The organism is Paraburkholderia sp. MM5482-R2 (assembly GCF_050436125.1).
In the GTDB taxonomy this organism is placed as follows: Bacteria; Pseudomonadota; Gammaproteobacteria; order Burkholderiales; family Burkholderiaceae; genus Paraburkholderia; species Paraburkholderia tuberum.
This window is the reverse complement of record NZ_JBNDLP010000002.1, coordinates 2,306,090-2,325,410: the sequence shown is the minus strand read 5'-3', so window position 1 is coordinate 2,325,410 and position 19,321 is coordinate 2,306,090. Positions and strand designations below refer to the sequence as shown.

At 60.6% G+C, this 19,321-nt stretch carries 18 protein-coding genes; 9 read left to right on the top strand and 9 right to left on the bottom strand.

Annotated elements, in window-relative coordinates; all coding sequences use genetic code 11:
- Positions 1-5: 5 nt before the first annotated feature.
- Positions 6-887, bottom strand: a complete 882-nt coding sequence (locus tag OKW37_RS13605; RefSeq protein WP_429405925.1) for an MOSC domain-containing protein — start codon at positions 885-887, stop codon at positions 6-8.
- A 237-nt stretch (positions 888-1,124) separates the two neighbouring features.
- On the opposite strand from OKW37_RS13605, the gene OKW37_RS13600 reads away from it, so the two are divergent.
- From OKW37_RS13600 to OKW37_RS13575, 6 genes are all read left to right on the top strand, one after another.
- Positions 1,125-2,582 (top strand): trypsin-like peptidase domain-containing protein, encoded by a 1,458-nt coding sequence (locus OKW37_RS13600; protein WP_429405927.1) that lies wholly within the window; start codon positions 1,125-1,127, stop codon positions 2,580-2,582.
- Between the two features lie 81 nt (positions 2,583-2,663).
- Positions 2,664-3,095: a carboxypeptidase regulatory-like domain-containing protein gene (locus tag OKW37_RS13595; RefSeq protein ID WP_090804862.1), complete on the top strand. Its 432-nt coding sequence runs from the start codon at positions 2,664-2,666 to the stop codon at positions 3,093-3,095.
- 134 nt (positions 3,096-3,229) lie between these two features.
- Positions 3,230-3,853, top strand: coding sequence for a ubiquinol-cytochrome c reductase iron-sulfur subunit (petA, locus tag OKW37_RS13590; protein WP_429405929.1), 624 nt, complete (start codon positions 3,230-3,232; stop codon positions 3,851-3,853).
- A 96-nt stretch (positions 3,854-3,949) separates the two neighbouring features.
- A complete protein-coding gene (locus tag OKW37_RS13585; protein ID WP_429408410.1) occupies positions 3,950-4,381 on the top strand; it encodes a MarR family winged helix-turn-helix transcriptional regulator in 432 nt (143 codons plus the stop codon).
- Positions 4,382-5,529: 1,148 nt separating this feature from the next.
- Positions 5,530-5,934 (top strand): heme-binding protein, encoded by a 405-nt coding sequence (locus OKW37_RS13580; protein ID WP_184003617.1) that lies wholly within the window; start codon positions 5,530-5,532, stop codon positions 5,932-5,934.
- Positions 5,935-6,014: 80 nt separating this feature from the next.
- On the top strand, positions 6,015-8,189 hold the full coding sequence (locus OKW37_RS13575; RefSeq protein ID WP_429405932.1) for a malate synthase G: 2,175 nt from the start codon (positions 6,015-6,017) through the stop codon (positions 8,187-8,189).
- A 71-nt stretch (positions 8,190-8,260) separates the two neighbouring features.
- Here OKW37_RS13575 and galU read toward each other — a convergent pair whose 3' ends face one another.
- Positions 8,261-9,178 (bottom strand): UTP--glucose-1-phosphate uridylyltransferase GalU, encoded by a 918-nt coding sequence (galU, locus tag OKW37_RS13570; RefSeq protein ID WP_184066584.1) that lies wholly within the window; start codon positions 9,176-9,178, stop codon positions 8,261-8,263.
- Between the two features lie 284 nt (positions 9,179-9,462).
- Complete coding sequence (locus OKW37_RS13565; RefSeq protein WP_008921966.1) at positions 9,463-9,606, bottom strand: hypothetical protein; 144 nt, start codon at positions 9,604-9,606, stop codon at positions 9,463-9,465.
- Between the two features lie 258 nt (positions 9,607-9,864).
- On the opposite strand from OKW37_RS13565, the gene OKW37_RS13560 reads away from it, so the two are divergent.
- Positions 9,865-11,112, top strand: a complete 1,248-nt coding sequence (locus tag OKW37_RS13560; RefSeq protein ID WP_429405934.1) for an acyltransferase family protein — start codon at positions 9,865-9,867, stop codon at positions 11,110-11,112.
- A gap of 47 nt (positions 11,113-11,159) precedes the next feature.
- Here the strand turns inward: OKW37_RS13560 and OKW37_RS13555 are convergent, their stop codons facing one another.
- The 4 genes from OKW37_RS13555 to OKW37_RS13540 all read right to left on the bottom strand — a co-directional run bounded on the left by OKW37_RS13555 (position 11,160) and on the right by OKW37_RS13540 (position 14,050).
- Positions 11,160-11,924 (bottom strand): hypothetical protein, encoded by a 765-nt coding sequence (locus tag OKW37_RS13555; protein WP_429405936.1) that lies wholly within the window; start codon positions 11,922-11,924, stop codon positions 11,160-11,162.
- Between the two features lie 300 nt (positions 11,925-12,224).
- A complete protein-coding gene (locus OKW37_RS13550) occupies positions 12,225-12,674 on the bottom strand; it encodes a hypothetical protein (RefSeq protein WP_429405939.1) in 450 nt (149 codons plus the stop codon).
- Positions 12,661-13,224: a lysozyme gene (locus tag OKW37_RS13545; RefSeq protein ID WP_429405940.1), complete on the bottom strand. Its 564-nt coding sequence runs from the start codon at positions 13,222-13,224 to the stop codon at positions 12,661-12,663. The genes OKW37_RS13550 and OKW37_RS13545 overlap by 14 nt, the downstream gene beginning before the upstream one ends.
- 538 nt (positions 13,225-13,762) lie before the next feature.
- Positions 13,763-14,050, bottom strand: a complete 288-nt coding sequence (locus tag OKW37_RS13540) for a hypothetical protein (protein ID WP_429405942.1) — start codon at positions 14,048-14,050, stop codon at positions 13,763-13,765.
- A 70-nt stretch (positions 14,051-14,120) separates the two neighbouring features.
- On the opposite strand from OKW37_RS13540, the gene OKW37_RS13535 reads away from it, so the two are divergent.
- Both OKW37_RS13535 and OKW37_RS13530 read left to right on the top strand, forming a co-directional pair.
- Entirely contained in the window at positions 14,121-14,957 is an 837-nt protein-coding gene (locus OKW37_RS13535; RefSeq protein WP_429405945.1) for an RNase A-like domain-containing protein, read from the top strand.
- Between the two features lie 9 nt (positions 14,958-14,966).
- A complete protein-coding gene (locus OKW37_RS13530) occupies positions 14,967-15,257 on the top strand; it encodes a contact-dependent growth inhibition system immunity protein (protein WP_184066600.1) in 291 nt (96 codons plus the stop codon).
- Positions 15,258-15,378: 121 nt separating this feature from the next.
- Here the strand turns inward: OKW37_RS13530 and OKW37_RS13525 are convergent, their stop codons facing one another.
- The gene (locus OKW37_RS13525) at positions 15,379-17,832 is read right to left on the bottom strand and encodes a glycosyltransferase family 4 protein (RefSeq protein ID WP_429405947.1); all 2,454 of its coding nucleotides are present in this window, start codon (positions 17,830-17,832) and stop codon (positions 15,379-15,381) included.
- The gene (locus OKW37_RS13520) at positions 17,829-19,295 is read right to left on the bottom strand and encodes a flippase (protein WP_429405949.1); all 1,467 of its coding nucleotides are present in this window, start codon (positions 19,293-19,295) and stop codon (positions 17,829-17,831) included. The genes OKW37_RS13525 and OKW37_RS13520 overlap by 4 nt, the downstream gene beginning before the upstream one ends.
- Positions 19,296-19,321: the final 26 nt, after the last annotated feature.

The following is a 19,321-nucleotide window of genomic DNA, read 5'->3' as shown; positions in this document are numbered from 1 at the left end:
TCCCATCAATCGCCGAACCCGAGTTCCGCGTCGACCTGCTGCCCGACGCGCAGCCAGGCCCCCGCCCCGCTCGCGACCAGCGCGTTGTTGCCGAACGTGACCGCGCCGTCGAAGCGTTCGCTGACTCGGTAACCGAGCATCGTGTCGGTCGGTTCGTTCGGCCAGTCGGGATCGGGCGCGCCGCGCGCCTGATCGATGGTCGGCATCGGACAGCGCGTGCACAGCTTGACGAGCCGTAACTCGACGCGCGCGCTCGAGTCCGCATTCGCGCCGACGGCGAGTGTCTCGACATAGTCCTCTTCATAGGCATCGAGGCCGCTGAGCACGATATTGGGCCTGAAGCGATCGATTCTGATCGACGGTGCGCCTTTGCCGTTCAGGCGCGCGTTCAGATCGTCGAGCGAGGCCTGGCCGACCACCAGCAGCGGAAAGCCATCGGCAAAAAAAGTCGTGGCGCCCCCCGTGCTGTCCGTATAGTCCGGATCGACGACGCGTTCCCGCTCGGGATCGAAGCGCAGCAAGCGCGCGGGCAGACCGAGGAACTCCGTGAACCAGGCCGCCGTTTCTGCGCCGGTGTCGAGCCCGTAGGCCGCGTCGCGCCACACCGCGGTAGCGACCCTGGGTGCCGCGGCGAGCCGCGCGGCATCGAGCGGCGTGCGCAGCTCACGCACGCCCGGCGCGCTGACAATCAGATCCTCTGCGCCGAGTTCGACCTTGATCAGCGCCATGCGCGGATACGCGCGCTGCGTGAACATCGCGCCTTCGGGATCGACGATCATCCAGTTGCGGTCGTATTCGAGGCCCGTCGCCAACAGCCGCGCCTCGGTGAGCGCGATGCCCGCGCAGGATTTGATCGGATAGACGAACAGTTCGTTGATGGTAGGCATGGTTGCACGCGGGTCGGGAGCGCAGTTCCGGCGAAAATCGGGGACTGAAAGTAGATCCGTATAGTACCGAAATTAGCGTTGACGTGGACGTGCGAGCCGGACCCTCTCATCGGGCTTTTTTTAAGCTTGTTTTAAAAGTGGCGACCTAGAGTCGAATCACAGCAGCATGGAGAGCGCATCGGACAGACGCGTTACTCCGACTCAACCGACTCAACTGCTCGTGTCGGGGGGCATGTGATGCGACGCGACAACCTCAAGTACTTCCTGATCGTGGAATGTCTGACCGTGGCGGTGTCCGCGGGCTGCATGGCGCAATCCCCTCCGAACAACGTAAGCTCTGGCGCGAATGTGCCGGCTGCCAGGCTTCCAGGCCACGACACGGCGCCCGCGATAGTGACGGACTTCTCGCGCCTCGTCAGCGAAGAAGGCAAAGCAGTCGTCAATATCAGCGTGACAGCGGCTCAACCCGTCGCCACCTTCACTCCCCTCTGGCCGCCGGCCGGCAGCGAAGACGATCCTTTTACCCAGCAGTTCCAGCAGTTCGCCTACGCCCCTCCTGGCGCGGCAGGCCTGGCTTCGCAGCGCAGCGGCTCTGGATTCATCATCGCCGCCGATGGATACATTCTCACCGACTCCAGCCTGATAACCAAAGCAACCCGAATCAGCGTGACGCTAAAGGACGGTCGCAAGTTCAAGGCCAAAGTGGTCGGCGACGACCCAGCGAGCGGTATCGCGCTGCTCAAGATTCCCGCCACCAAACTGCCGACAGTCAAAATTGGCTCACCGTCCGCGAACAAGGCCGGTCAGTGGGTCGTCTCGATCGGTTCCCCTTATGGACTGAACGACACGGTGACGGCAGGCATCATCAGCAACATGTCGCGGGCTTTGCCAGGCGAGTCGTATGTACCGCTTATCCAGACTGACGTGACCGAAAATGCGGGCGATGCAGGCAGCCCGGTGTTCAGTCTGAACGGCAACGTCATTGGGATCGAAATGCCTGTCACGAAAGAGATCGGCGACGTTGAAGGAGCCGCGTTCGTGCTGCCGATCGATGAAGCGATGAAAGTTGCCCGACAGTTGCAACTGCACCACGAGGCGGAACACGGACGCCTCGGCATCACGATTCAGGATGTCAGCTGGCCGCTTGCGCAATCTTTCGGTCTGAACAGGCCGCAAGGGGCGCTCGTCAGCTCGGTCGACCCGCGAGGACCGGCTGCCAGGTCCGGTCTCAGACCAGGCGACGTCATCATGAAGATCAATGGCGTTGATATTCCAGATTCGACCCAACTGCCCGTCACAGTAGCCGATCTCAAACCGGGCACATCCGTCCATCTCGTGTACTGGCGCGATAACGCCACGCACGATACGACAGTCGCGCTTGGCAGTCTGAATGCCACTCCTGCCGAGATCCCGGCCATTGCGCAGGTCGCAGCTCCCGATGGGTTGACCGTGCGCGGTTTGACCGCACAGGAGCGACACGACGCAGGTGTCGAAGGTGGTGTCCTGGTCGAAAAAAGCACGGGGGCCGGCGCGCTCGCCGGCATCGAACCGGGAGACATCATCCTGATGGTCGACAGCACTCATGTAGCAAGTCCCGCCCAGTTCCGGCGGAAAGCGGCGAACAGCGGTAACGCGGTCGCGCTATTGGTCCAACGCGACGGACAGCGCATGTTCGTCACCATCGACATGGGCTAGGGTCTGTTTATATATGTAAATAGACCCTGGCAGCGCAGTGGCGGCGCGTACCTCATCGCCACACTTTACGAGGAGCTCGAAATGAACCAGCACGCAATCGTCAAAGTTGGCTTGACGGCACTCGCACTGAGTGCAAGCGTCCAATACGCGTTCGCGGCAACTCAGCCTTTACCCGCGGTACAGCACGAGGGTGAGGTTACGTTCCTGAGCGGCGGGATCGGCCTTGGCCAATCCACCGCTATCAAGGAGGTCATGCCAAGGTATCCACTCACGCTCGAGTTTGCGGGCAAGGCGGCTAGCGGCAACGAGTACCTTGCGAATATCCCGGTGACGCTATCCGACATGCACGGCAATACGATATTGCAGACCACCGCAAAGGGTCCTTTCCTGTTGGCGTCGCTGCCTCACGGCCGGTATAGCGTGAGCGCCACATATAACGGCAAGACGGAGCGCAGGGACGTGAATATCGCTCCGTCGTCGCATGTGCATGAAGTGTTCCTGTGGTCGATGTAGACCGGCGTTTCGCCTTTCTGGCCGCACGCGATCCGATTCGCCGGCTTTCCGGCGCATGACGACCGCGGTGGTGCATTCGTAACCGGTACTCGTGAAAAGTCGCGATGGGCAACCGAACCGACTCGGAGCTTGCCATGAAAAACGGTTCCAGCGAGCCTCTCGACGAAACCCGCCGCAGATGGCTCATCGCCACATCGGCCGTCGGCGCCATAGGAGGCGTGGCGGTCGTCGTTCCTTTTGTCGACTCGTTTGCGCCGCCAGCGAGTGCGAGGGCAGCCGGGGCGCCAGTCAGCGCCGACATCGGCAGACTCGAGCCTGGCAGCATGATGACCGTGGCGTGGCGCGGCAAGCCGATTTTCATCGTCAACAGAACCAACGAGATGCTGGCGGCCGTGCTCAAGGCCAACCCGATGGTCGCCGACCCGCATACCGTGCATCCGTTCTCGATACCGCTGCCGGCCTACTGCAACAACGAATACCGGTCGCGCCCGGATCATCGCAACATACTCGTTGTGATCGGCGTTTGCACCCATCTCGGCTGCACCCCGCTGCCCCGCTTCCAGCCCGGGCCGCAACCCAGTCTGCCCGACGATTGGCCCGGGGGCTTTCTGTGCCCTTGTCACGGCTCGACTTACGACCTGGCCGGTCGAGTGTTCAAAGACAAACCCGCGCCCCAGAATCTGGATGTGCCGCGTTACATGTTTGCGTCGTCGACGAGCGTCGTGATCGGACAGGATGAAAAAGGCGAGGAGGCATAGCCGCGGCATACGGTCGAGGACGCGGGAAGTTCCTGCTAGGGTCACGCAATACCAGGTAGCAAAGTGAAGCAAACATCACCGCACATCCGGGTCGGCATGCCCAACAAGCAGGATCTCGAAGCCATGTCGGCATTCCGTTACCAGTTACGCAGGTTCCTGCGGTATTCGGAAGAAATTACTCACGCGGAAGGAGTCACGCCTCTGCAATACCAGATGCTCCTTCACGTCAGGGGATTTCCCGACCGCTCCTGGGCCAGTATCGGCGAACTGGCTGAACGGTTGCAGGCAGCGCCCAACGGCACCGCGGCGCTCGTGTCCCGCTGCGAAGCCGCCGGGCTCGTCGAGCGTCGCCCCGACGCTTCCGACCGGCGACTCGTGCAGGTCCACCTGACGGAAAAAGGCGAGCGGTGCCTGTTGAAGCTCGCGATGCTGCATAAGCGGGAAATCGAGTCATTCGGTTGGGCGCTGGGGCAGTTCCAGGTTCAACAGATACCCCTTTTCGGCGGGACTGCTGGATCGTCCGATTGATATTGACGCCGCGGCCCTGCAATGCGGGTCGGCCATCGGCGCTCACATCCGCGAGATTCTTCGTTTGCCGGGGCCTTCAGCGTATGGATAGCATGCACCTGCCACAAGGCGTCCCCGCACCGTGGAGAGAACGGGCGATCATCGTGCCGGCACGGGGAAAGCCTTTAAGCCTGCTTTAATCGCCACTGCATAGATTGAAAGCGTACCAGGCCTGTCGTGCCTTCAACGAGCCAACGATCGATCCGCCACTGCCGACGCGGAGCAAGGTTGATCGCTGCAGAGCCCCACTGATCGAAGCTGACAGACAGTTGACTGGCACTCTACTGGTTCTCTCGCACAAGGAGGACACACCATGCGTACGCTGCCTGCACTATGCGCTGGAATATGTTTGGGCTTCGCCCACCTTGCCATCGCGCACCCGACCTCAGACGTCGCCCTGAAAACTGGCTGCAAGGATTTCTCCGCGATCGCCATTCATCAACGCGCCCCGATCGCTGACTGGGTCGCACCGCCGAGCCGTCATCGTGTGGTCCGGACTGACAGCGCGATCATAGTCAATGCTGCTGCCCCGGTTGGCCTCATTGTCGGCGAGTGCGGGAAACCGACCTGATCCAGGTCGAACGCAGATCGAACGTTTCTTCGGGCGTATCAGCCAGTTTCGGCTGCCTTCCACTGGTTTCGACTGGTTCGTGGGCGGCTAAGCGGTGTTCGCGTCGCCCATGCGCGGGTCTGGATCACTCGTGAAAGCGTGAACTGGGCCTCGTTCGCTTGGCCGCTGTCATCCGACGATAAACCGAAGCCGTCGCCCCCGCTACGGCTCGCGGCGCGACCATTGTCTGGCCGCATTGAAGGCTTCGAAAACCAGCTCATCGGCTGGTCTACCTCGTTATTTCTGAACCAGGCCGCGCTTGTGGACCGCCCGGCGCGTGGCGTTGCGGCGGCACTGTCGAGCGCACGGGCAGAGCCGCCTGGCGAGGCCGCCGTTTCGCGCTGCCTCGCGCGGAAGTAAAATCGTCGGATCAGCCGCGCGCCGGAGAGCCGCAAGAAGCTTGCAACGGAGCCCCGAGGATCTTCTGAAGCGCCGCGTCGCCGGTTACCGAAAGAAGCTGTAGACGCCACCTTCCCATCACCGAGACAGGAAATTCATTATGCTGAGCAAACCCGTGTTGACCGTCGCCGAGACGACCCGCATTGTCGATGCCGCCCGCGCGGAGGCCGAGAAGAACAAATGGCCTGTCGCGATCGTCGTCGCGGACGACGGCGGCCATCCGCTCGCGGTGCTGCGTCTCGACGGCGCGGCGCCCTCCACCTCGTATATCGCGACCGAAAAAGCGCGCACCGCGGCGCTCGGCCGGCGCGAAACCAAGGTCTATGAAGACATGATCAACAACGGCCGCACCGCGTTCCTCAGCGCACCGCTGCAGGGCACGCTCGAAGGCGGGGTGCCGGTGATCGTCGACGGCCACGTGGTCGGCGCGGTCGGCGTGTCGGGCGTCAAGTCGGAGCAGGATGCGCAGATCGCGAAAGCCGGCATTCAGGCGCTCGGCGTGTAAAGCGCCGAGCGCCAAAGCAATCCCGAGACACAACGCGGACCGATGCCCCCTCGTCGGTCCCATAACAGATGGAGCAGTCGATGACTCAGATGAACCCGCGCGGCGGACTGCAGGTCGCCGCCAACCTCGACCAGTTCGTCGAATCCGAAGCCCTGCCCGGCACCGGAATCGACAGCGCCGCCTTCTGGTCGGGATTCGACGCCCTCGTGCACGAGCTGGCGCCCAAAAATCGGGCGTTGCTCGCCGAGCGCGACCGCCTGCAAAGCGAACTCGACAACTGGCATCGGGCCAATCCCGGCCCGGTGCGGGATCTGCGCGCGTATCGTGCGTTTCTCGAAGGCATCGGCTACATCGTGCCCGTGCCCACCAGCGTCCAGGCCACGACCGACCACGTGGACAGCGAAATCTCCGGACAGGCCGGCCCGCAGCTCGTCGTGCCGCTGTCGAACCAGCGCTACGCGCTGAACGCCGCAAACGCGCGCTGGGGCAGCCTGTACGACGCGCTGTACGGCACCGACGCGATCCCCGAAACGGACGGCGCGGAAAAGCAGAAGGGCTTCAACCCGGTGCGCGGCGCAGCCGTGATCGCGTACGCGCGCAAGTTCCTCGATCAGGCCGCGCCGCTCGCGAACGGCTCGCACGCGGACGCAACGCGCTATAGCGTCGAGAACGGCCAACTGGTCGTCGCGCTGAAGAGCGGCACCACGGCGCTGAAGACACCCGCGCAGTTGGTCGGCTATCAGGGCGACGCGAGCACGCCGTCGGCGGTGCTGCTCAGGCACAACGGCCTGCACGTCGAGATCCAGATCGATGCGAACGATTCGATCGGCAAGACCGATGCGGCCCATGTGAAGGACATCGTCGTCGAAGCGGCCGTCACCACGATCATCGATTGCGAAGACTCGGTCGCAGCCGTCGACGCCGACGACAAGGTGCAGCTCTATCGCAACTGGCTCGGCCTCATGAACGGCGACCTGACCGAACAGGTCACGAAGAACGGCAAGACCTTCACGCGCCGGCTCAATGCCGATCGCGAATACATCGGCGCCGACGGCAAGTCGCAGGTCAAGCTGCATGGCCGCGCGCTGCTGTTCATCCGCAACGTCGGCCATCTGATGACGAACCCGGCCGTGTTGACAAAAGACGGCCACGAGATTCCGGAAGGCATTCTCGACGCGGTGATCACCACGCTGTGCGCGCTGCGCGACCGCCAGAACAAGCTGAACTCGCGCACCGGCTCGATCTATATCGTGAAGCCGAAGATGCACGGACCGGCCGAAGTCGCGTTCGCGAGCGAACTGTTCGCGCGCGTCGAAGACCTGCTGAAGCTGCCGCGCAACACGATCAAGATGGGCATCATGGACGAGGAGCGCCGCACCAGCGTGAATCTGCTCGCCTGTATCGCCGAAGCGTCGGCGCGCGTCGCGTTCATCAACACGGGCTTCCTCGATCGCACCGGCGACGAGATGCACTCGGCGATGGAAGCGGGCCCGATGATGCGCAAGGGCGACATGAAGTCGAGCAAGTGGATCACGTCGTACGAGCGCAGCAACGTGCTGGTCGGTTTGAGCGCGGGCCTGCGCGGCCGCTCGCAGATCGGCAAGGGCATGTGGGCGATGCCCGACCTGATGCACGCGATGCTAGAGCAGAAGATCGGCCATCCGAAGGCCGGCGCGAACACCGCGTGGGTGCCCTCGCCGACCGCGGCGACGCTGCACGCGCTGCACTATCACCAGGTCGACGTGCAGGCGGTCCAGCAGGAACTCGAACGCACCGACTATGCGACGGTGCGCGACGAACTGCTCGACGGCCTGCTGACGATTCCGGTCGTCGAAAAGGCGCAATGGAGCGACGACGAAATCCGCGCCGAAGTCGACAACAACGCGCAGGGCATTCTCGGCTATGTGGTGCGCTGGATCGACCAGGGCGTCGGCTGCTCGAAAGTGCCGGACATTCACAACGTCGGCCTGATGGAAGACCGCGCGACGCTGCGTATTTCGAGCCAGCACATCGCCAACTGGCTGTATCACGGTGTGATCAAGCGCGAGCTCGTCGAGGAGACGTTCAAGCGCATGGCCAAGGTGGTGGACGTGCAAAACGCCGGTGATCCGCTCTACCAGCCGATGGCGCCCGGCTTCGACACGATCGCGTTCAAGGCCGCGCAGGCGCTCGTCTTCGAGGGGCGCCAGCAGCCGAGCGGATATACCGAGCCGTTGCTGCACAAGTTCCGGCTCGAGGTGAAGAAGCAGGGTTGAGGCCGTCCGGCCGAAACGACGACGGGCGCCGTGCAATGCGGCGCCCGTTTTTCCTTCCAGGTCGTGTCACTTCACGCGGCTTCTGCCGTCAATTGCGCCGCCTCGCCACCTGACGCTTCGTTCTTCATAAAGGCTTGCAGATACGCCTCGAATTCAGCCTTCACCTCGGGATGGCGCAGTGCGAATTCGACGGTCGCCTTCAGATAGCCGAGCTTGCTGCCGCAATCGAAGCGCGTGCCGAAGTAGCGATACGCTAGCACCTGCTCCTCGGTCAGCAACGACTGCACCGCGTCGGTCAGTTGCAGCTCGCCGCCCGCGCCCGGCTTCAGCGCGCGGATATGTTTGAAGATCGTCGGCATCAGCACGTAGCGGCCCACCACGCCGAGATTCGACGGCGCCTCATCCGGCGCTGGCTTCTCGACGATGCCCGACAGCTTGATCACGTTGTCTTCCCACTCGCGGCCGTCGACGACGCCGTACGAGCGGCTGTCCTCGCGCGCGATCGTTTCGACGCCGATCACCGAGCTGTGATAGTGGTTGAAAGTATCGACGAGCTGACTCATCACGGGCTTCGCGCTATGCAGCAGGTCGTCGGCGAGAATCACCGCGAACGGGCTGTCGCCCACCAGTTTTTCGGCGCACAGCACCGCATGGCCGAGACCGAGCGCTTCGGCCTGGCGCACGTAAAAGCAGTCGACGTTGGCCGGCTTGATGCTGCGCACGAGGTCGAGCAGCTTCTGCTTGTTGCGCGCTTCGAGTTCGGACTCGATCTCATAGGATTTATCGAAGTGATCTTCGATCGCGCGCTTGCTGCGGCCCGTCACGAAGATCATCTCGGTGATGCCGGCATCGATCGCTTCTTCGACCGCGTACTGGATCAGCGGCTTGTCGACGATCGGCAGCATTTCCTTCGGACTTGCTTTGGTAGCCGGCAGGAATCGTGTCCCGAGGCCCGCTACGGGAAACACGGCTTTGGTGACTTTCAGCATGGTAGGCATTCCCACATCGGTTAGAAATTGGTGTGTTCGCGGACCTGGCGGCCAATCAACGCCGGCGCAAGACTAGCAGAAAAACTGCGAGGTTCACGCAAGCGTTTTTCTCCGATTTAATTCGGATAATTCACGCATTAATCGCAATTGGATATTGTGACAAATTGAGGAAATTATTACGTATCCATTGCCAGTTGGTGATCGAGCAAATCCGAAAGTCTTACCTTTCGGACGACCCCTGCCACGGGTCGCCTGGCGACCCGATGACCGGCTTCGGCAGCACGTCATTCCTGTTCGTCGACCGGTGGCAGCTTGCCTGGGTTCATCCGGTAACGACGGATCGGCTCGTTGCGCAAGGCATCGCGGTAGGCGGAGGCGGCCACCAGGATCAGCAGGACGGCCACGCCGGCCAGTAAATGCAGGTTCATGACTTCACCTCGGGGTCAGAAAATCCTTGCTTTAAATTAGCACGACAAAAGCGATAAATAATTCGATACGCCATACGTCGACGCGCAATTACAATTCGTCACAAAATCGATATCGGATTCAATGCGAAATGGAATTTTTTAATCATTTTTCAGGATTGCGGTGCTCTAGGATGGATGCGTCGCGGGTGCGCAAGACGCCCGCTCGAAGGCTTGTTCCGCGCAATTTTTTCTTTTTTCCGCTTCAGATAAGGACCGCGTATGAGCGACCCAGCACTGGATGCCGCCGGCTCATCCCTGCCCCTCTCCCCGCTGCCGCGCCCGGAGAGAAACCCGGCCACGGCGCATGCGCGCAGCGACGCGCGTGTCGATAGCGCCGGCAAGGAGCACGCGATCGACGCGATGCGAGGCTTCGCCGCGCTGCTGGTCGCCTACTTTCATTGCCGCCAGATCGTGTGGGTCGGCATGCAGGCGTTTCATCAGAGCGTCGGACATTCGTTGAGTCCCAGTAGTCTCGCCGCGTATCTGACGTTTCCGATCGCATGGGGCTCGGCCGGTGTGCCGATGTTCTTCGTCATCAGCGGCTACTGCATCCATCGCGGCGGCGCGCTGCGGCTCGCGGGCAATCCCGCTTACCGGCTCGATGCAGGCAACTTCTGGCTGCGGCGCTTCGCGCGCATCTACCCGGTGCTGCTCGCGGCGCTCGTACTGACCTTCGCGCTCGATTCGTTGAGCCTGCAATTGCCGCCCGTCAGTCACAAGATTCGCGACATCGGCTGGCATCCGTTTCTGGTCAACCTGTTTTCGCTGCAGGGTGTGGCGGGTAAAACGTATGGCTCGAACGGCGCGCTATGGACGCTGTCGCTCGAAGTGCAGTTCTATGCGATTTATCCGCTGCTGTTCGCGCTGCGGCGGCGCATCGGCATGAGCGCCGTGCTCGCGCTCGTCGGCGCGATCAACGTTGCGTCCGCGTACGGGTTGGAGCGCCACGATCTGCAGTTCTTCACGTCGTACTGGTTCTCCTGGACGCTTGGTGCGTGGATCGCCGACGCCAAAGCGCGCAGCGCGCAAGCGGCGCGTGCGCCGGCATTGCTGTACGTGCTCGCGGCGGTATTGATCGCGGCAGGCTGCGTCGCGTTTCACTTCGGCCAGTACGGCGCGTTCCAGATATGGGCGCTCGGCTTCGCGTGCTATCTGTACAAGGCGCTCGATGGACGTCATGCCCCCCGGCGTGAAACGGGCGGCGTGCGCGCGCTGCTTCGTGCCGGGTCGGATGCAGTAGCGCGCCTGCTGTCGCGCGTCGGCGACTTCAGCTTCTCGCTGTATCTGATCCATCTGCCGATCTTCGTACTGCTGTCGGCGTGGCTGTTTCGTTCGTCGCTGCAGATGTCGATCTGGCCGTCGTTCGGCTATATGCTGGTCGCGGTGCCGGCCGCCTATGTGTTCTATCGGCTGGTTGAGTTGCCTGCGATGAGGTGGTCGGCGAGTTTTAAGCCTAAAGGGCGCTGATAGAACGTTGACATTGGATCAATCCCGCGCGTTCGGGTGCTTCACCATCATTTGATCTCGTTGAATAGCAACGTCGATACCTGGTGCTCGTCCTGAATGGAAAATTGAAACGGTATCTCTAGATGCGTAAATTTGAGCCGGAGTTGCTTTAGAGCCGGGACCGGGACAAATCGCTGATTCTTAAACGTGTAGTACGACACTAACAGGCCAACGCGGGATGCCTGTGCATCGTCGAATACGTAACTGTTATTCGGAAAGGCAAGCTTCCCTTCCTTCGTCGCCACGACGGCCCGACATGACGAAAGTAAACTCGGCAGATGAAGAAACGTCGGCTTGCGCGCTAGAGGGTTGACCAGCAGCGAGATCTGCCGGTATCGACTTCCGGCTTCGCCCGAACCGTTGCCGTGCCCTTCCACGCAGAGTAAGGGCGGATGCGTATCGGTTCGCGCTGCAATGAATACGTTGGCTGATTGCGGAAAGATTTCCGACACATGCTCTCCGGGGAATGTCGTAGCGTGCGCAAAGCGATAGGATTTGCCGTCGACTGCCAGGCGATCCTTCCAGAGCTCAATGTTTAGCGTTTTCCGTTCCAGTTTGGCTTGCAGCTTCATAAAAGTGCCTGGCTCGCCTGGGTAGGAATAGACCACGCCGGCGTTTTGATCGGTCGGGTCACCGTTTCGTTTGATCGGGTCGCCAAACACTGCCCCCGCTTGGGCAACGTACAAGGCTTCGTAGCTGTCGTAAGACTGAGCCGCATGTGCGCTGCCAGATAGGGCGGCCATAGCCGCCACCAGTATCGTAGTGATTCTCATCGGTATGCTTTGGCGCCTGTCGCTTTCAGATAGTCGGGGTTAAGCGTCCAGAAAATCGTGCTTCCGTGGGCAGCACTGGAAAAGCAATCGCAGATCCTTATTGATCGGATCACTCATCGCCCATTCCCTGCACGCCAAGCCACGACGATCAAATTCGGATGATCCTTCACCGGAATTGAACGCGTTTTCCCTTCTGCAAGCGGCACGTCCTCAACGAGCGTCCGTACGCAGTTCAACAGCTTGTCGCACATCCACGCGCAGTTCCCTCTCGTTACAGATCGCACTCAACTCAATTTCGATTTATTTCTTGCGTCCAAGAATCGTTTTAACCGTTGAGCATTCCGGATGCTCCGACGATTCCATATCGTCCGGACAAGACAACCATTCATAAAATTCGAGCCTCTGTTTTGCCGAATCCTGCCTGCAGGCCGCCACCTGGAAGTCTGTATCAGGCATATAACCGCCTTTCCAGTCGTTGAATGCCATCCCAAATAACTTGCAATCGGATTGAAATTTTTCTTCCCACAGCTTGTGATTTTTCGCGAGTTCCGCGAGCGCTTCGCCCTTAGCGTTGGCGTGGAGATTTCGATAGAGTTTTTCAGCGTCACTTAGCATGCTTTTCGTGTCGGCATTTGTACACGCCAGATAGTCATCGCGCGTTTGCGCGGATGCCTCGCAAGTCGCGTCTGCAAAGGCGGCCGACGTGCCGCATGATAGGATCACTGCAACCGTTATCTTAGTGAGTCGCATCATAATTCCCCGTAGCAAACAGTCGGCCCTCAGCACGACGGCGCCTGACCAACCCCAGTGGGTGTTTGCCATGCGCCGCTGTGTATTGCAGAAATTTCGACGGCGCTTGATCGTAATGACCGGTATTAACGAGCGCGAAAAACTCGTTATTTCCACTTCTATGATTGAAGATGAAATCAACAACCGCATCGTACTCGTACTGAAACAACGGAACAAAAATTCTGCTATTTACAATTCGCTCGGCTTCGCGTAGATCATGATGAAGCAGTTTCAGCGCCTGCGGTTCGGTAATTCCATTTCCGTAAAGCGCTTCGGAAGGTGCACCGGATATTGGTCCGATATGGACCAGATGTCCGTATCCGATCGTGGCATTTCCGCCGCCGCCACCTCCATCCTTATCGTACAAATGCGACCGAAAGGCCTCCCACTGCGCAGTGAACTGAACTCCAGCTTGGGAAACATTCCACGGCTTGCCGATCCTGTCCGACTGGAGAATTACAAGTGAATTCGGGTTTGTATCTGTTAGTGCTGCTCCCAGTGCATCACGCATTACGCCTCCCTATGACCAATAAAGACGTGAATGGATCGCGCACCATGTGTCTGATAGCGCTTGGTGCGTCCCTGCAAATCGGTAATGCCGTGAACAAGTGCGCCCGATGGAAGTTGGGCGGTGTAATACGTATTAGGGAGTGCATTACCTCCAGCATCCGTTAGCGTGAACCGCTGATCGAAACGATTCCGTGAGCGTCCGCGACAATCGCACGCCCATGCGTAACCGAGGGCTTCGGCCATGTCGTAACCGTTTGAATACGACTTCAACCTATCGAACGGAAACCATTCGCCGGTTTCGGCGTTCAGCGCCAGACGGCATTGACGGGAAGTTTGAGTAGATTGAATAGGTGATACGGCAAACTTGGCACTCTTCCTCGCCCATGGCACTTTTCTGATTCTGTTGTTCCATTTGACCTCTGCTGATTTTCCAGAACACACCCGGCGAATTAATCATCCAAAGCAGCCACGGTCAACACCTTTAATTTGAGATTAAGACTTTTTGACAAATATTCACGATGATTTCGCGTATCTCATTTTCAATGCATATTTCCGCAATCGCGGTTCAACAAAAAGGGCGGCGTTGAGCCACATTTACCGTCAGGAATCGATGCCGCCCGGGGTTCGGCCGGTGTGCCGGTGTTCTGCGTGATCAGCGCTATTGCATCCATTGCAGCGGCGCGCTGCGGCTCGCGGATAATCCTGCGTGCCAGCTTGATGCGGGCAACTTGTGGCTGAGGCGCTTCGCGCGCATGCCGAAGTCTCGATTTCGACCGCCACTCGCCGCGCGCCGTTTGATTGACACAGGCAAAGCCCCCTAAAATCATCCGTCGCCCATTCCATCTCCCTGTAGTCGCCTGCTAGCGTGGTAGCCCAACAACTCCAGGGGACATCGTAATGTCGTATCAACACGATCCGGATGCCGTGCGAGTGGTACTCAGTGCGCCTCAACTGGCGGCGGTGCTCTCCCGCCAGTCGATCAGCCCCACCGAAATGCTTTCCAACCGGCTATGGGGCGGTTTGCAGGTTGTCGGCGGGGTATTGGAAATGGTCGGGGCGGCGGCTCTGTGTGTGCTGCCCGAACCGACGATGGCGAGCAAGGCGGGGTGCGTTGTGTTCGGCGTGCATGGCTCAGATACGGCGTCGGCAGGTTTGCGACAAATCTGGACGGGCCGGGATACGGCCACGCTGACCCAGCAAGGTACGACGAAACTGGCCGAGGCGATGAAGGCCAGTCCTGACCTGGCAAACAAGATCGGCCTGTCAGTTGATATGATCGTGCCGTTTGGCTTCGCTGGCTCGATCAAGGCTGCACGCGTGGCCAGCGTCACGATGGGCAGGATCAATCTGCAAATGCATGAGGCGAAGGCCATTAATCCAAGGCTTGGCGGGCATACGATTCTGAAGCATGTTGAGAAGGACGAGGCATGGCTACGGGAACGCCTTAAACGGGAACCCCAAAAAAGGGTTGTTTCATCGTTTTATAATCTTCAGGTGGCAGAGTTGGCGATATCTGATGTAATGAACTCAAATGCCTTGAAAATACAGAGCTGGATACAATCTCCGAAAAACCGCATTCCCCTTACATTGGTCAAGAAGGTTTGTGGCGATATAGGATACGGGGTAACGAGAAAAACCAACGAACTGACCAAGATGAACGAAGTCACCGTAATTTTGAAGTTTCAGGAATATAATAATATGCCGTATTACATATTTACCGCCCACGTGGGCTAAGGATAGCCAATGCTATCAGATCGCTACCCTAGAATGTACGAGCTTTTCGGTGCGTATTTCAATGAGGATTTTGATTTGTGGGGAAACACAATCCCTGAAATTGTCTCATGCTATAGAAATGATAGCCCACTGGAATATCAAAAGGAAATAGTTGATGAAATAAATTCATTCATGAATGAGCATCCGTCCGACCTCGATTCTGCGTTCGAAAGAGATTACGGCGCAGGGATTGATCCCAATCTGTGGGGCCACACTACTGCTTCATTCCTTGACGAACTCAAGCGCCTTCTGAGCGAGTAATCAACCTGTCGCTGCGCGAGGAATAAAAAAAACGGAGCGAAAGTCGTTCGAGACTTTCGCTCCGCTACGCCAAGCAAGGACTGGCCAAGCCCTCGTCTATCCTCGCGTAAAAATCACCTCGTCACCGCGCTGCCACGCCGGTCAGAATCTGCGCAACCCCATCCACATAGCTGCGCGTGCCGAAGCGCTCCTGCGCGGTCCGATAGCCGTTCCTGACCAGTTTGTCGCGCAAGTCGCCGTTCGAGCGCAATTCGGCGAGCGTATCGGCTAGCGCATGCGCGTCTCCCGGCGTACACAGCACGCCGTTCTCGTAGTCGTCGATGATTTCGACCACGCCGCCTGCGCGCGACGCCACGACCGGCCGCTGCGCGAGCATCCCCTCGACGATCACGCGACCGAACGGCTCCGGGGTGATCGACGTATGCACGACCGCGTCGACCGCGCACATGCAGGCCGGAATATCGTGCTGGAAGCCGAGAAAATGCACACGCTCGCCAAGCTTGTGCGCGGCGACGAAGGCGCGCAGTTCGCTCTCGTACTGGTCCTCGCCGAACAGCGCCGCGCCGACCAGCACCGCATGCATCTGCGGATTGAGCACCATCGCTTCGAGCAGCACATGTTGCCCCTTCCAACGCGCAAGCCGGCTGAACGAGCCGACGAGAAACGCGTCGCGCGGCAGACTCAGGCGCTCGCGCAGCACCGCTTGCGACACCGTGCGCAATGCGTCGAACGGTTCCGCGGCGATCCCGTTGAACACGACGTCGATGCGCTTGCTGTCGAACCGCGTGAGCTTCGCAAACGCCTGCGCCGACGCAGCCGAATTGGCGATCACGTGCGTGAGGCCGAGCCGCGCGCACCACTTGATGATCGCAAGCTGCTTGCCGCCGAAATGCTCGGCGCTGACGATGTCGCGCAAATGCCAGACCACCGGCCGTCTCGCGAGCTTGCCGGCCACGGCGCCGATCACCATCGCACGCTGGGTGTTCGCGTAGATCACATCCACCTTGCGCGCGCGTTTCGCGGTGGCACGCACGAGTGAGATGAGTCCCTTCAACGCCTGACCTTTCGGCATCGAACCGCCCTGCTTGCGCACATTTTTGAGCGCGCCGGCATCGAGTACAGTGACCTCGACGCCGGTTTTCGCGAGTGCGGTGTTGAACGGCCCGTCGTCGAACAGCACGACCTCCATGCGCGAGCGCAGCGCCTTGACGATTTCGAGCAGCGACAGTTCGGCGCCGCCGAGCACGCCGCTCTGATCGACGGCAAGAATGCGCGGCACGTTCGCGGCGCCCTGCACGGCCGGCCGATACGGCGTATAGGCCGGCAGCGTCGCCGTGCGCAACGCGGGCACCGCCGCGCGCACCTGCGAGAAAAAGCGCTCGCGGAAATGCGCGGCCGAAAACTGCTCGGCGTTGCCGCGGCAATTCTCCGGCAGGAACCGGTGCCGAAGCTCGTCGAAACGATTCACGGCAGCGATGATCGAGTCGGTATCCTGTTCATCGAAGAACATGCCGGTCGGCTTCGGCTCCGACAGATCGCGCACCGTTTCGAGCGCCCCGCCCTTGCCGTACGCGATCACCGGCGTGCCGCAAGCCTGCGCCTCGACCACCGAAATGCCGAAGTCCTCTTCGGCCGCGAACACGAATGCCTTCGCGCGGCTCATGCGGTCCTTCAGCACCTCGAACGGTTGATAGCCCATGATCTCGACGTTCGGCCCCGCCTTCGCGCGGATCTTCGCCATGTCGGGTCCGTCGCCGATCACGACGAGCTTGCGCTCGGGCATCCGCGCGAACGCCTCGACGATCAGATCGATTTTCTTGTACGGCACCATGCGCGAGGCGGTCAGATAAAAGTCTTGCTTCTGCGTGCACAGCGTGAACGCCTCGACATCGACCGGCGGGAAGATCACCTGCGCGTCGCGCTGATACACCTTCTTGATGCGTCGCGCGATGAACGCCGAGTTCGCGACGAAGCCGTCGACCGAGTTGGACGTGCGGATATCCCAGTTGCGCATGTAATGCAGAATCAGCCGCGCCAGCGCCGACTTCGGGCCGTTGGTCAGCTTCGACTGCTGCAGATACTGATGCTGCAAATCCCACGCATAGCGGATCGGCGAATGCACGTAGCTGATATGCACCTGATCGGGACCGGTCAGAATGCCCTTGGCGACCGCGTGACTGCTCGAGATCACGACGTCGTACGCCGACACGTCGAGTTGCTCGATCGCGAGCGGCATCAGCGGCAGATACGAGCGGTACTTGCTGCGCGCGAGCGGCAACTTCTGGATGAACGACGTCGTCACCGGCTTGCCGCGCAGGAAGCTGCGATCGTCGAGAAAGTCCACGAGGCTGAACAGGTCCGCATCGGGAAAGCACGCGATGATCTGCTCGAGCACTTTCTCCGCGCCCGCGTAGGTGACGAGCCAGTCGTGCACGATCGCGATGCGCACGCTTTTGCTCGCGCGCGGCGCGGTACGGCGCGGTGCCGGCTGGATGCCGGGCACGCTCGTCAGTTCGTCGAGCGCGCTGCGCGTCGCGGGCCTCAACAGTTTTTTTTCAAGGACGTCATGATTCATGCGCTTTTCCTCGGATTCAGTCGCAATAGCAGTGAACGCGCAAGATTGCGCAAGGCGGGCGTCATCGTGATCGACCACGCGACGTTCGCGCCGACCATCAGCACACCGGCGGCGATCGCGAGCGCGAGGCTCGGCAGGAAGCTGGCGAGCCACAGGCTGGCGAGCAGGAAGGTGAGATGAGCGAGCATGTCGAGCACGATCTGGCGCGCGCGGATCGCGGCGAAACGCAGCAGCACCGCGTAGTCGAACAGCGCGCGGGCAGCGACCGCGACCGCCGCGCCCGTCAGCCCGAAATGCGTGATACCGAGCCACAACGCGCCGGCGAAAAGCGGCAACTCGACGAGGCCGATGCGCGCGGCGGTGGCTGGATTGACCTGCGACTGAATCAGGATGCGCGTCACGTTCGCCTGGCCGACGAGCCACACGGCGACGATCATGATGCGGCCCACGGGCGCCGCGACCGTCGCGATCTCGTTGCCGACCCACAGATGCAGGAACGGTTCGAGCACCAGCATCGCGACGAGCGCGACCGGCGTGAACACGCCGTTCAGAAATTCGAGCGATTGCTGCGTGATCGTGTCGGCGTCGGCGCGGCCGACTGCGGAAAGCCGCGGAAACAGCGTGCGTACCAGCGCGGTCGGCACGATGTTCAGACGCGTGACGAGGTTCTGCGGCACCGTGTAGTACGTGACGAAACGCGCGCCGAGCCGTGAACCGAGCATGACGCGATCGAGCGAATCGGCGACCATCGTCGTCACGCTCGCGATCAGCATCCAGCCGCCGAAGTTGAACAGCCCCTTTGCGACGCCGAGCCGCGGCGGCTGAATGCTGCGTATTTCAAGCACTTTCAGCGCGTAGCGGCCGAGCAGCAACGCCGCGAGAATCCGCGCGACGACTGCCGCGGCGAGTACGTTCTGCAAAGTCGCGCCGAGCCACCACGCGGCACCGAGCGGCAGCAGCTGGAACAGGAACGTGCCGATCGTCTGGTTCGTGTTGTAGACGCCGAAGCGTTCCGCGCCGTTGATCGCGCCCGCGAACACCCACGACACGTTCGCGATCGGAATCGCGACCGCGAGCCACGGCAGCGCCATATAGACTTCGTGCTGCAACTCGGGCGATACCTTCGTGAAATACGCGGTGTACAGGAACGCGCCGAAGTAGATGATCAGACCGCCCACCACGCCGGTCGTCAGATTGAGCCACGTCGCGCTCCAGAACACGCGCGCGCTTTCCTCCTGATCGCCCGACGCGCGCGCCTTCGAAATATGGTTCTGCGCGGCCATGCTCATGCCGAGATCGAGAATCCCGAAGTAGCCGATCAGCGTCCACACGAGACTGATCACACCGTAGCGCTCCACGCCGAGCAGCCGGATATACGACGGCACGGTCACGAGCGACACGAACGTCGGCAGCACGAGCCCGAAAAAATTGATCGCCACGTTCCTGAGAATGCCTTTGTCCATCGAATCCCTTCGGTTTTGCGGTTAGA